General features: G+C 59.2%; 10 protein-coding genes. All 10 read left to right on the top strand.

The annotated features are described in order from the left end of the window. Positions 1-5: 5 nt before the first annotated feature. The 10 genes from QQJ86_RS06230 to QQJ86_RS06185 all read left to right on the top strand — a co-directional run bounded on the left by QQJ86_RS06230 (position 6) and on the right by QQJ86_RS06185 (position 12,897). Positions 6-1,310 (top strand): ABC transporter permease, encoded by a 1,305-nt coding sequence (locus QQJ86_RS06230; RefSeq protein ID WP_284320051.1) that lies wholly within the window; start codon positions 6-8, stop codon positions 1,308-1,310. Between the two features lies 1 nt (position 1,311). Next, positions 1,312-2,541, top strand: coding sequence for an ABC transporter permease (locus tag QQJ86_RS06225; RefSeq protein WP_284320050.1), 1,230 nt, complete (start codon positions 1,312-1,314; stop codon positions 2,539-2,541). Between the two features lie 17 nt (positions 2,542-2,558). Beyond that, positions 2,559-3,884: an ABC transporter permease gene (locus tag QQJ86_RS06220; RefSeq protein WP_284320049.1), complete on the top strand. Its 1,326-nt coding sequence runs from the start codon at positions 2,559-2,561 to the stop codon at positions 3,882-3,884. Positions 3,885-3,894: 10 nt separating this feature from the next. Next, a complete protein-coding gene (locus QQJ86_RS06215; protein WP_284320048.1) occupies positions 3,895-5,106 on the top strand; it encodes an ABC transporter permease in 1,212 nt (403 codons plus the stop codon). A gap of 38 nt (positions 5,107-5,144) precedes the next feature. Beyond that, positions 5,145-6,485 (top strand): ABC transporter permease, encoded by a 1,341-nt coding sequence (locus QQJ86_RS06210; protein ID WP_284320047.1) that lies wholly within the window; start codon positions 5,145-5,147, stop codon positions 6,483-6,485. A 12-nt stretch (positions 6,486-6,497) separates the two neighbouring features. Beyond that, positions 6,498-7,754 carry an ABC transporter permease gene (locus QQJ86_RS06205; protein WP_284320046.1) on the top strand — a complete coding sequence of 419 codons (1,257 nt, stop codon included), beginning with the start codon at positions 6,498-6,500 and terminating at the stop codon, positions 7,752-7,754. A gap of 34 nt (positions 7,755-7,788) precedes the next feature. Continuing rightward, positions 7,789-8,949, top strand: coding sequence for an alpha/beta fold hydrolase (locus QQJ86_RS06200; protein WP_284320045.1), 1,161 nt, complete (start codon positions 7,789-7,791; stop codon positions 8,947-8,949). Positions 8,950-9,105: 156 nt separating this feature from the next. After that, positions 9,106-9,885, top strand: coding sequence for a L,D-transpeptidase family protein (locus tag QQJ86_RS06195; protein WP_284320044.1), 780 nt, complete (start codon positions 9,106-9,108; stop codon positions 9,883-9,885). Between the two features lie 100 nt (positions 9,886-9,985). Then, on the top strand, positions 9,986-11,329 hold the full coding sequence (locus tag QQJ86_RS06190) for a sigma-54-dependent transcriptional regulator (protein ID WP_284320043.1): 1,344 nt from the start codon (positions 9,986-9,988) through the stop codon (positions 11,327-11,329). A 194-nt stretch (positions 11,330-11,523) separates the two neighbouring features. After that, positions 11,524-12,897, top strand: coding sequence for a sensor histidine kinase (locus QQJ86_RS06185; protein ID WP_284320042.1), 1,374 nt, complete (start codon positions 11,524-11,526; stop codon positions 12,895-12,897). The last annotated feature ends 199 nt before the right edge of the window (positions 12,898-13,096 follow it).

The following is a 13,096-nucleotide window of genomic DNA, read 5'->3' as shown; positions in this document are numbered from 1 at the left end:
GCGTCATGTTGTCCTACTACTTCAGTCTCGCATTGCACAGCCTGAAGCGGAACCGCGTGCTTACCGCGCTGATGGTGCTCGCCATTGCGCTTGGCATCGGTGCAAGCATGACCACGCTGACGGTGCTGCATGTGCTTTCCGGCGATCCGCTGCCTGGACGCAGCGGATCGCTGTACTACCCGCAGATCGATCCGCGCGATATGAACGACTACGGGCCGAATGTCGAGCCGCCGGATCAGCTCGCCTGGACTGACGGCATGTACTTGCTGAAAGCCAAGCGTGCCAGCAGGCAAGCACTCATGACGGAAGGGATGGTTCCGCTGCAGCCAACCGAGTCGAATGTCGATCCCTTCCAGACCAGCGCGCTCTATACCACGGCCGATTTCTTTCCGATGTTCGGTGTGCCGTTCCAATTTGGCCAAGGCTGGAATGCAAACGAAGATGAAGGCAAAGCGCGCGTCGCTGTGATCAGTGCTTCATTGAACGACAAGCTGTTTGGTGGCGGCAATAGCGTAGGCAAAGAGCTCAGGCTGCAGGAAACGAGCTTTCGCATCGTGGGCGTGTTAGGTGATTGGCATCCCAATCCTCACTTCTATCAGCTCTATATGGGCAGTTATGCAAGCGATGAGGATGTGTACGTTCCGCTATCGACGTCGCGCGATCTGAAGATGGAGCATGACGGTTCGACAGACTGTTGGGGCAACACCGGTGGCGATCAGGACAATCTGGAGCGCGTGAATTGCACGTGGCTGCAGTTCTGGGTGCAACTGGACAAGCCTGCTGATGTGGAGGCATACAAGTCTTTCCTGACTCATTACTCGCAAGATCAGCACGCAATGGGCCGTTTCGAGCGCCCGCCCAACGTACGTTTGCGCAACGTCATGCAATGGCTGGACTACCAACACGTCGTGCCGAGTGATGCGCGTTTGCAGACATGGTTGTCCGTGGGGTTTCTCGTCGTTTGTCTGGTCAACACCGTGGGCCTGATGCTGTCGAAGTTCATGCGCCGCTCTGCGGAATTGGGTGTGCGGCGCGCGCTGGGAGCTTCGCAGCGGGCGCTGTTCGGGCAGTTGCTGATGGAATCCGGCGTCATTGGCCTTGCTGGCGGCACTGGGGGATTGCTGTTGGCGATGCTCGGCCTTTGGCTGGTGCGGCAGCAACCTGCCGGTTACGCCAGCCTTGCGCACATGGATGTTTCGATGTTGCTGGCTACTTTCACGCTGGCAGTGCTTGCCAGTTTGCTGGCCGGCGTACTGCCGGCGTGGCGTGCCTGCCGTATTACTCCGGCACTGCAGCTAAAGGCGAATTGACATGGATATCAAACCCATTCTCTCGACGTTGCGTCGGCACAAGTTCACCGCCTGCCTGCTGATTGCACAGATCGCGCTGACTTGCGCCATCGTGTGCAATGCCATTTTCCTCATTGGGCAGCGCCTGGAACGCATGAACATGTCTACCGGTGTGGCTGAGCACGAACTGGTGTACGTGCAGCTTGCCAATATCGACAATCGCCCAGACGCTATGGCGCGCTCAGCCGCCGATCTTGCTGCGCTGAAGGAGATCGCCGGTGTGAAGTCGGCCATGGCTACCAATCAACTGCCTTTTGGTGGCTCTTCCTCGAACATGGGTATCAAGACCGATCCCGAGCAACAAAACGATGAGATCAACGCCAGTCAATATTTGGGCGAAGACGTGATTCCCACGCTCGGCGTGCAACTGGTGGCAGGTCGCGATTTTCGCGCCGATGAATATCACGACCTTGCCGATGTCTATGCCTTGCTGCGCAAGGGGGATATGAATGCCCTACCGAAATCCGTGTTGATCACCCAACCCATGGCCGAACGGCTTTGGCCCGGACAAAACCCTCTCGGCAAGCAGATCTATGTGGCGAAGAACATCTCGCTGACGGTGATTGGCGTGATACGGGAACTGGCACGTGGCGGCGGCATCAGGGAGGGCGAGCAATACAGCGCAGTCAATCCGATCCGCTACAGTGCGTCCGGTGGCGCGTCCTACGTGATTCGCTGTGCACAGCAGGACCGGGAGCAGGTGCTGAAAGCGGCGCTTGCCAAACTGAAAGGCCTTGATCCCAATCGTATCGTGCTCGAAAAAGGCACTTTTGATGAGCTGCGTCACCGCTATTTTCGTGACGACCGCGCGATGGCTGGCATCCTCGTCGGGGTCTGTCTTGCACTGTTGATTGTTACCGCGCTGGGCATCGTGGGCTTGGCCAGTTTCTGGGTGGCGCAACGCAACCGCAGTATCGGCGTACGGCGCGCGTTGGGCGCCACTCGCTACAACATTCTCAACTATTTCCAGACCGAGAATTTCCTGCTCACCACCATGGGCATCGTGCTGGGCATGGTGCTGGCCTATGGCATCAATCTGTTCTTAATCGTGCATTACGAGCTGCCGCGGTTGCCGGCGGTCTATTTCCCAGTGGGCGCAATGCTGTTGTGGGGGTTGGGGCAAGCCGCGGTGCTGGGCCCGGCGTTGCGCGCGGCGGCGGTGCCGCCGGTGGTGGCGACGCGATCCGTCTAACTGTCTAGGGAGGGAGCATGTTCGGTTATTACCTTGATATGGCCATCCGCAGCCTCAAGCACAATAAAGTGCTTACCGTGCTGATGGTGCTTGCCATTGGCGTGGGCATTGGTGCGAGCATGACGACGTTGACCGTCATGCATCTGCTCTCTGGCGACCCTTTGCCTGGCAAGAGCGCCACGTTGTTTCGTCCGTTGGTGGATCCCGATCCCACGCCAGAGAGAACCCACGAGACGCCGATGGATGTCATGGATTACCGCTCCGCGATGGATCTGTGGAGTGCGCATCGCGCCGACCGGCAAACGCTGGTGGTGCAGAGTCCGGTCAAGGTGGTTGCTGCAGCAACCAACGTGCCGCCGTTGATGCTAATGCTGCTTTCGACCACGACAGACTTCTTCCCGATGTTCGATGTGCCGTTCCAATACGGATCGGGTTGGACTGCCGATGACGACGAGCGGCGCTCCCGCGTGGCCGTGATCAGTGCATCGCTTAACGACAAGTTGTTCGGTGGCGCCAACAGCGTTGGGCGTACCTTGCATTTGCGCAATACGGACGTCCGCATCATCGGCGTACTCAAGCCGTGGCGACCGTCGCCGTTGTTCTACATGGTCGCGGGAGGCCGTTTTGCGCATGGCGATACTGCCGATTTCTATGGCAAGCCTGAAGATGTGTTCGTGCCGTTTTCCAGTAGCTTGGAAATCAATGACGGAAATTTCCAGCAATTCACCTGCTGGGCGTTGCCGAAAATACCCGGGCATTTGATCGACGCGCCATGCGAATGGGTCACCGTGTGGGTGCAGCTCGGCGATGCAGGCAAGGCAGCAGCTTATCGCCGCTTCCTTGCGGACTACGCTGCGCAGCAAAAGTCATTGGGTCGCTTTACGCATGCTGAGAACACGCGTTTGCCCAATCTGATGGAATGGCTTGACTACAACGGCGTTGTGCCCAGCGACGTGCATCTGCAAACCTGGCTAGCGTTTGCCTTCCTGGCGATCTGCTTGTTCAACACGATTGGATTGCTGCTGGCGAAGTTTCTTCGTCGAGGCGGCGAGATCGGTGTGCGCCGTGCACTCGGTGCAACGCGTGGGGCCATCTTTGCGCAATTCCTGATGGAGACGGCGTTAGTTGGGGTGTTGGGCGGAGTCCTGGGCTGGTTGCTGACGCTCGCAGGACTATCGCTGGTACGCCGGCAGCCGACACCTTATGCGGACATGGTGCACTTGGATGTGTTGATGTTCGCGACGACGTTTGCACTGTCCATTGCCGTCAGCTTGCTGGCGGGCGCCTTGCCGGCTTTTCGCGCCAGCCGCGTTGCGCCGGCCCTGCAGTTGAAGACGCAGTAAGGGAATGATCATGCAGATTCGACCCATCATCACCGCTTTGCGCCGGCACCGGCTCGCCACCCTGCTGATTGCGATGGAAATCGCCTTGGCATGCGCCGTGTTATGCAATGCCTGTTTTCTGATCATGGGGCGCGAGCAGCGTATGAAGCTCAACAGCGGTGTCGATGAATCGTCCCTGGCCATCGTCCAGCTGACCGGTTTCGACAACGCAATGGCGCGCGATCTCAATGCTCGAATGCTGAGCGGACTTGCCGCGATCGACAGGGTGCAATCCGTCAGCGTGATCAACACGGTGCCGTTCGGACCGCAGGCTGGTGCGAACGGCATGTCTCTCGACCCGGCGATGAAGCAAATCAACGCGGTCATCGATTTCTATCTCGGCGGACCCAGCAGTTTCCAGTCGTTGGGCTTGAAGCTTGTTGCAGGCCGCTTGCCGCAGGCGAGTGACTATGTGTCGCTTAGCAATGTCTTGCCTAGTAGTGCCCAGGTCTGGATCACGCGCTCATTAGCTGACCACCTATGGCCGGGCGCAGACCCGCTCGGCAAAGAGTTCTGGTCCGGCGGCCACTACCGTGTGGCAGGCGTGCTTGAACACCTGGCGATCGCCCAGCCAGGCAGTCGCGGCCAGTACAGCGTGGACTGGTCGGTGTTCGTGCCGGCACAACCCGGGCCGTTTCTGACTGGCAGTTACCTTCTGCGTGCGCGGCCACAGGATATCTCGCATGTACTACGCGACGTGCGCGCAGCCGTAGCCAAAGTCGCCCCTGACACGGTGCTCGACATGGACGACTCCAAGACGATCAGTGAATTTCGCTACGCCTATTTCGAAAATGACCGCGCCATGGCCCGAGTACTAGTAGGGGTGATTGCAGCGCTGCTGCTGGTTACCGCACTCGGCATCGTTGGCCTGGCGAGCTTCTGGGTGCAGCAGCGCCGCAAGCAGATCGGTATCCGCCGCGCGATTGGCGCGACACGCGGCGACATCCTTCGCTATTTTCAAACCGAGAATTTCCTCATCGTGACGATGGGCATCGTGTTCGGTGTATTGCTGGCTTACGCCTTGAACGTGATGTTGATGAAAGCTTACGAAGTCACCCATTTGCCCGCCGCTTACGTTGCGACAAGCGCCATCGTGCTCTGGCTGCTAGGCCAACTCGCGGTGCTGGGGCCTGCCTTGCGCGCTGCAGCGGTGCCGCCGGTGGTTGCTACACGATCCGTATAACGACGTAACGAAGCGCTACTGGCAACAGGGACAGGGGAGTGACGTTGTATATGGTTGGATACAGCATGGAGTTGGCCTTGCGGGGATTGCGTCGTTATCCGAAGACGACGGCGTTGGCCGTGCTGACGGTGGCGATTGGCCTGGCTGCGAGCATGACGACGTTGGCGCTGTTGCACATGCTTTCCGCTGATCCATTACCTGGACGGAGCCAGCATCTCTATCTTGCCTGGGTAGATGCGGTAGAGGCCAAATCGCAGACTTTCACCTCGTTGGATGGGGTGACCACCTATGACTACAAGCGGCTGAAGATGCCAGACGCCGAAGCTCTGCTAGCAGCGCACAAGGGGACGCTGCAGACCGTGGTTGCCGATCTGGATGCGCGAGTGGAGGGTAGCAACGGGCAGCATTTCAACGAGCAGTTGTTGGCCACGGGCAGTGATTTCATTTCGATGTTTGGCGTGGCATTGCGGGATGGGCGCAGCTGGACCGTCGCGGAGGATGCGGCACGCGCTCCGATTGCTGTGATTGATAGCGGCCTGGCGCAAAAGCTGTTCGGTACACCGAGGGCCGTTGGCCGCGTGGTGCAGATCAAGAACCACGCTTTTCGTGTGATCGGCGTCAGCCAACCTTACTCGCCGCAACCCCATTTCTATGGCTTGAATGCTTGGGCGTTCGGCGGTGATTCTCAAGAAAGCATCTTCGTGCCTTACGGTGCCGCAGTCGATGCAGGTCTCGCGTCCTCCAGCACCGACGGCTGCGATGACGCGACGGACAAAGGTAAGCGATTCATTGCCGTTGACCCTTTGCATTGCGAGTGGCTGGCCTACTGGGTACAGCTCGGCACGCCACAGGATGTAGCGGCATACCGCAGTTTTCTTGATCACTATGCGCAACAGCAAACCTCACTGGGGAGTTACGGCAAGAAACCGCAATCGCAGTTGTTGAGTGTGCAACAGTGGTTGACGCTGCAGAATGTGATACCGGACAACGTGCGGCTCAATGTTTGGCTGGCCGGTTCGTTTCTGGTGCTATGCATGGTGAATGTGGCGGGCCTGCTGGCGGCGAAGTTCATGCGCCGCAGTGTTGAAGTCGGCATTCGGCGCGCCTTGGGGGCTTCACGACGTGCAGTGATGCTGCATCACTTGTTCGAGGCCGGCATGGTTTGTTTTCTTGGTGGTGCATTGGCCTGGCCGCTCACATTGCTGGGGCTGGCCTTATTGCGGATGCAGGATCAAGGTTTCACCGATCTGGCGAGGCTCGATGTGGCGATGTTTGCGGCGCTGTTCGCACTCGCCCTTGGTGTCGGTGCGCTGGTGGGCTTGTTGCCATCGTGGCGGGTATCGATGGTGCAGCCTGGCTTGCAAGTCAAAAGCGCTTAAGGGGGCGTGTGCATGCGGATCATTCTTGCTCCATTGCGTCGACATAGCTTGATGCCTGTGCTGGTCCTGCTGCAGGTTGCATTGGCCTGCGCCATTCTGTGCAATGTGTTTTTTCTGGCCTGGCAGCGCTTGCAGCCGATGCTGGCGCCGAGTGGCGTGGATGCCGATAACCTGATCCTGGTGGATAACCTGGCCGCGCAAGGGCGAACTTACACGGCGGCCGAATCCGTCGCCGGAGAAGACGCGCTGCGTGCGGTGCCCGGTGTGCGTGCCGCGTCGTCTGGGTTCGGTCTGCCGATGGTGAGCATCGCATCGATCATGGTCAATCTGCAGGGGCCGACACACACAGCAGTTGGCGTCAACGCTTTCTTTGGCAAAGGCCTGGTACAGACGCTGGGACTGCAGATGGTGACGGGGCGGGATTTTCTGCCAAGCGAATATCGGCCGTGGGGTTTAGGTGCGAGTAATGGCAGCAATTCGGACTGGGATACCGGCGTGACGCAGCCGGTGATCATTACGCAGGCTTTGGCCGATAAATTGTTTGGCGCAGCTCCCGCTGTTGGGCAGTTGCTAGCCGATCCTGATCCAGCCGATAAGAGCGACCACGGTTATCAGGTGGTAGGTGTCGTCAAACACTTGCTCCGCAACGAGATTGGGTTGGCCACGGATGGACGTGCGGACTATACCGTGCTGCTAGCTCGAAATATCGGCAATACAGCCATGCTGAGTTACGCGGTGCGCGTGGATCCAGCCATGCGTGACATTGCGCTGCAAGGTGTGAAAAACGCGATCAAGCGTCAATTCGGTGGAGCGAACGCAGGCGGGGCTCAAGCTCGGGTGCAGACGTACAACGAAAAGCGCAACGATGCCTTCAAGAGTTCGCGTGCCGCGCTTTGGTTGCTGCTGGGCATGGTGCTGGCAATCGTCATCGTAACCTTGGTCGGCATCATGGGTCTCACCGGTTTCTGGGTGCAGCGTCGCACCCGGCAGATCGGGATACGTCGCGCCCTAGGCGCGCGCCGCGCGCAGATACTGTGTTACTTCTTTGCGGAAAATCTATTGATCGTTAGCGTAGGCATCCTTTTAGGGATGGCGCTTGCTTATGCCGGCAACATTTTGCTCATGCATTACTACGAGCTTCCCCATTTACCTTGGATGTATCTGCCAGTTGGTGCTGCCGTGATGTTGGTGATAGGGCAGTTGGGTGTACTCGCGCCGGCTCTGCGCGCCACGGAAGTGCCACCGGTGGTGGCGACACGATCCGTATGACTTTGTTTGATGACTTTAACCTGGAGAAGTAAAAATGAAAGTGCGATTGCCATGGCTGTTGTCGATGGTTGCGCTGACGCCGCTGATGGTTGCGGCTGCAGCGCATGATGGTGCAGCCGCAAAGGACAAAGAGGCAACGATGACGCGTGCGGAAGTCACGCGGATCATTGCCAATGCAAACCATATCGTTACGCCCAACGGCGTCGAGGAATTGGTGAAGGTGCCCATCAATGGCATCGATCAATGGCTTTCGATCCGCGGCAGGGATCGCCGTAATCCTATTTTGCTGGTTCTGCATGGTGGCCCTGCATCGCCAAGCATGCCGGGCGATTACATCTACCAGTCGCCGTGGGAAGACTATTTCACTGTCGTGCAATGGGATCAGCGTGGCACGGGCAAGACCTATGCTGCGAATACCGAGCAAAAGATGGCGCCTGGCATGACTGTCGAAGGCATGACGGATGATGCAGCGCAGGTCGTGGAATACCTGCGTAAGCACTATGACAAGCAGAAGATTTTTCTGATGGGTCATTCATGGGGCACGGTGCTGGGTACGCGTTTGGCGCAGCAGCATCCCGACTGGTTCTACGCTTATATCGGCGTAGGGCAGGTGGTGAACGTGCGCCGGAATGAAGAAATTGGCTACAACTTCGCCTTGCAGCAGGCGAAAGCGAGTGGCAATGCGGAGGCCATCAAGCAACTGCAGGCTATTGCGCCGTATCCCGGTACGACGCCCGTTACGCTTGATCGCCTCGGTGTGCGAAGCAAATGGGAGATGTATTACGGCGGTTTGGCATACGGGCGGCAGAATTACAGCTTCGATTCGGATGCCGAAGAGCTATCGCCGGATTACAGCTCAAAGGAACTGGACGCGATCAATAAGGGAAGCGTGTTCTCCATTCATCACTTGATGGCGTCTGTCGTCGATGTCGATTTCGACAACACCACGCATTTTGCTTGCCCAGTCATCCTGTTTGTCGGAGCGCACGACGAGACCACCTCGCATGAACTTGCCGAACAATGGTTCGACAAGCTCCAGGCACCATCGAAGCGGTTGGTGGTTTTCGCCGATTCCGCGCACATGATCATGCAGGAACAGCCAGGCCGATTCTTGATGCATTTGGTGAGCGATGCACTGCCGTTGGCGCAAACAGCGGGCGATACGACGCCGGTGGAGGCGGTGAGGGATCACTGAACCAAGCGCCGGGTGTCCGGGAAGTCGCCGTAGCAATTTTTCATGTACGGTGGCTGTTCCGCGTGGCAACCTTCGGGGCGGGGGTGGCTCCATGCCTGCATCGGCAGACGATGCAGGCATGCCGAAATGATCATTTCTTTCAGGCCAAGAAAGCTTATGAGCAAAGTGCTTCGCTTTTCCTTGCTGGCCATTTGCGCGGTGGGCCTGTTCCCAACTCTAACGGCGCGTGCGCATGACGCGCTCGATGATGCGCGTCAGATCGTGGTTGTTACCACCACCGACTGGAACAGCGTGAGCGGCACGCTGCAACGGTTTGAACGCGGTGGATCGCACGATAAGTGGACGGCGGTGGGGCAGCCGTTTCCCATTGTGGTAGGGAAGACCGGGCTGGCATGGGGTAATGGCTTGATCACCACCGAACGATTGGGCGCCGATGCTGGCGATCCGGTCAAGCGGGAAGGGGATGGCAAAGCGCCGGCCGGCGTGTTCTCGTTGGGAACGGCATTCGGATATGAACCACAGTTGCTGGCCGGCTCGCGCATGTCGTACATGCACCTTACTCCGTCCATCGAGTGTGTGGATGACGTGAAGTCCCAGCATTACAACCGCATCGTCGATCGCCAGAACATCAGCGCGCCGGACTGGAGCAGTTCCGAACAGATGCTGCGGAATGACGAGCTCTATCAATGGGGTGTCTATGTGGATCACAACGCCAACCCGACCCGGCCTGGCGGTGGCTCGTGCATTTTCTTGCACATTTGGCGTGGGGCTGGTCAGGGTACGGTTGGATGCACGGCCATGCCGAAGGAAGATATCGAGCAGCTGATCGAATGGTTCGATCCAGCGAAGTTGCCGCTCCTGGTACAGATGCCGCGCGCTCAGTACGACAAGGTTCGCAGGCGCCTGGAATCGTCCAGACTCCCCGCCGTCAACTAACCTTGGAAGACGGTTTCGTCAGTTTTGATATACGTAGGCCGTTCGGCGTGGCAACCTTTTGGGCGGGAGCGGCATCCATGCCTGCATGTGTAGACGACGAATGCGTACTGTACTGATCATCGATGACAACCCGGCCGTGGGCGAGGCATTGTCGCTGCTGCTTTCGCTGCACGATGTGCGCCCGCTGGTGGCGCTTACGCCCGAAGAGGGCTTGGCCACGCTGGCGCGCCAGTCTGTGGACGTGGTGATCCAGGACATGAATTTCACGGCGGATACCACCTCGGGTGAAGAGGGTGTGGAATTGTTCCGCACGATCCGCGAGCGTCATGCGGATCTGCCTGTCATTTTGCTGACGGCGTGGACACACCTGGAAACTGCAGTGGAGCTGGTGAAGGCGGGTGCCGCCGATTACCTCGCCAAGCCCTGGGACGATGCCAAGCTGCTGACGACAGTGGAGAACCTGCTGGAGCTGTCCGAATCCACGCGCGAGGTGAATCGCACGCGCATGGAGCGCCGCAAGCGCCGTGACGATCTGCAGCGCAGATACGACCTCGACGGGCTGGTATTCGCTTCCGAAGCCATGGCACGCACGATCGATCTGGCTTGCCAAGTGGCGCGCTCGGACGTACCGGTGCTGATCACCGGTCCCAATGGTTCCGGCAAGGAGCGCATTGCGGCCATCGTGCATGCCAATTCTTCAGTGAAGAGCGGCCCCTTCATAGCGGTGAACTGCGGCGCCTTGCCGGGCGAGCTGATCGAGGCCGAGTTGTTCGGTGCCGAGGCCGGTGCGTACACGGGCGCCAACAAGGCGCGCGAAGGCCGCTTCGAGCTGGCCGACGGCGGCACGCTATTTCTGGATGAAATCGGCAACTTGCCACTGCCGGGACAGATGAAACTGTTGCGCGTGCTGGAAACCGGGCAGTTTGAGCGGCTGGGTTCGGGCCGCGTGCGTAAGGTGAAGGTGCGCGTGCTGAGTGCGACCAATGCCGATCTCAAAGGCATGATCCGCGCGGGTACCTTCCGCGAGGATCTGTATTACCGCCTTAACGTGATCGACGTGAATCTGCCGCCGTTGTCCGAACGCATCGACGATATCTTGCCGCTGGCTGAGTACTTCCTGGCTGGCCGCGCGCAACTCAGCGATGTGGCACGCGAAGCTTTGATGACCTATTCGTGGCCGGGCAACGTACGCGAACTGAAGAACGCGATTGAGCGCGCCGCATTGCTGGCGGGCAACAATCCCATCACCCCCGAATTGCTCAATTTGCCGCAGCAAGCCGGTGCGCTGGCGGTGCGCAATCTCGACGAGCCGAGCCGCGAAGTGGTGGAGGCCGCGCTGCACAAGGCCGATGGCGTGGTCAGCCGTGCGGCGCAGTCGCTGGGCTTGTCGCGGCAGGCGCTCTATCGACGCATGGAACGGTATGGGTTGATGACGGCGACGTGATGCCTGACAGGCCATTGGGTTGGAATGCTCATGTATCCCTCACGGCCGTCATTCCCGCTTTCGCGGGAATGACGGCCATGTAGGTTCGATGCATCTTCCGGCAGTGGCGCACGTAGGCAGCAACGTGTAGAACAGCCGCATTTCACGCGGAAACCCATCATGCTTCCATGCACCCACCAAGCCAGGATCGCCACATGCGCCTGAGATCGCTGGAAGCCCGGTTGTTCCTCTGGCTGGCCCTGGCTGCGTTGATGGGTGCCCTGGTCTACATCGGCGTTACGCAGTGGCCTATGCCGCAGACGTTGAATTGGATGCATAGCGAGCTGGGGCTGCATGTTGCGGAGCCTGACCGCACGGCAGCGATCCTCCTCTGCGTGACCGTGCTGGCGCCGTTGTCCTGGTGGTTCGCACATATGGTGATGCAGCCGGTGAAGCGTCTGCTGCGCGCGCTGGAAGGTGCGGTGGCGAGTTATCGCGATGGCGATTTCAGTATTTCCATTGCGCTCAATCGGGGCGATGAGCTGGGCGATCTCGTGCGCGTGCACAACGAACTCGGGCAGACCTTGCGCGAGCAGCGGCAGAATCTTGCGCAGCGCGAACTGTTGCTGGATACCGTGGTGCAGAACACGCCGGTGGCGCTGGTACTCACCGATGGCAGTGGACGGGTTGCTTACGCCAACATCGCAGCGCGGCACTTGTTCAACGAAGGACGCAGCCTCAACGGTCTGCATTTCGCGACGCTGATCGCCGATGCACCCGAAGCACTGCGCAAGGCGACGGAGGGCACGGAGGATGCGCTCTTCAGTGTGGAAATGGATGGGAGCGAGGAGACCTTCCACTTGTCGCAGCGTGCATTCCGCTTGCAAGGTCGACCGCATCGTCTGCAATTGTTTCGCCGCATGACACGCGAATTGTCGCGCCAGGAAGTGGCAGCCTGGAAGCGTGTGATCCGCGTGGTCAGCCATGAATTGAACAACTCGCTGGCGCCGATTTCCTCGCTCGCGCATTCCGGCGCGGAGCTGGCACGACGTGGAGACGTGCAGCGATTGCCTGGTGTATTCGCCACCATCGGTGAGCGTGCGCGTCACTTGCATGGGTTCATCGATGGCTACGCGCGTTTCGCCAAGTTGCCCGCACCACGGACGGTGGCGGTGGAATGGAAGCCCTTCCTGGATGCGCTAGCTCTGCATTGCCATTTTCAGCTGCAGGGCAAAGCACCCACGCAACCGGGATGGTTTGATCCGGTGCAGATCGAGCAAGTGCTTATCAATCTGGTCAAGAACGCGCACGAATCGGGTAGTGCGCCAGAAGGCGTCACCTTGGCGCTGACCTTGATCGGACACGAGTTGCGCATTGAAGTGGGCGACCGCGGCCCCGGCATGAGCGAGGCGGTGTTGGCGCAGGCGCTGCTGCCGTTCTATTCCACCAAGCGCTCGGGCACGGGGCTTGGGTTGGCACTTGCGCGCGAAATCAGCGAGGCGCATGGCGGGCGTATTGCGTTGGCCAATCGCGAGGATGGTGGTCTGCGTGTCACGCTGATACTGCCGCAGCCGGCGAATGCGGTTTAACACTCCCTCTCCCCTTCCGGGAGAGGGTTGGGGTGAGGGGCCAACCCCGCCTGATCTTTTGATCATTGCGCGAAAACCTTATGCATGCGTGCGTGCAAGTCGCGTTTTCCCGCAAGTCTTGTCCCCCTCACCCTAACCCTCTCCCCGGAGGGGAGAGGGGATAACGCCGCTGGCCTATACTCGCTTGGTCGACAAGGAG

Origin of the sequence: Dyella acidisoli (assembly GCF_030160295.1) — a bacterium.
Taxonomy (GTDB): Bacteria; Pseudomonadota; Gammaproteobacteria; order Xanthomonadales; family Rhodanobacteraceae; genus Dyella_B; species Dyella_B acidisoli.
Note: the sequence above shows the minus strand (reverse complement) of the source record. Positions and strands in the feature narration are given on the sequence as shown.

Excerpts from the sequence above, each read along its gene's own strand:
- QQJ86_RS06220 (WP_284320049.1), top strand. The coding sequence starts at position 2,559 with ATGTTCGGTTATTACCTTGATATGGCCATCCGCAGCCTCAAGCACAAT.
- QQJ86_RS06215 (WP_284320048.1), top strand. The coding sequence starts at position 3,895 with ATGCAGATTCGACCCATCATCACCGCTTTGCGCCGGCACCGGCTCGCC.
- QQJ86_RS06195 (WP_284320044.1), top strand. The coding sequence starts at position 9,106 with ATGAGCAAAGTGCTTCGCTTTTCCTTGCTGGCCATTTGCGCGGTGGGC.
- QQJ86_RS06200 (WP_284320045.1), top strand. The coding sequence starts at position 7,789 with ATGAAAGTGCGATTGCCATGGCTGTTGTCGATGGTTGCGCTGACGCCG.
- QQJ86_RS06225 (WP_284320050.1), top strand. The coding sequence starts at position 1,312 with ATGGATATCAAACCCATTCTCTCGACGTTGCGTCGGCACAAGTTCACC.
- QQJ86_RS06205 (WP_284320046.1), top strand. The coding sequence starts at position 6,498 with ATGCGGATCATTCTTGCTCCATTGCGTCGACATAGCTTGATGCCTGTG.
- QQJ86_RS06230 (WP_284320051.1), top strand. The coding sequence starts at position 6 with ATGTTGTCCTACTACTTCAGTCTCGCATTGCACAGCCTGAAGCGGAAC.
- QQJ86_RS06185 (WP_284320042.1), top strand. The coding sequence starts at position 11,524 with ATGCGCCTGAGATCGCTGGAAGCCCGGTTGTTCCTCTGGCTGGCCCTG.
- QQJ86_RS06190 (WP_284320043.1), top strand. The coding sequence starts at position 9,986 with ATGCGTACTGTACTGATCATCGATGACAACCCGGCCGTGGGCGAGGCA.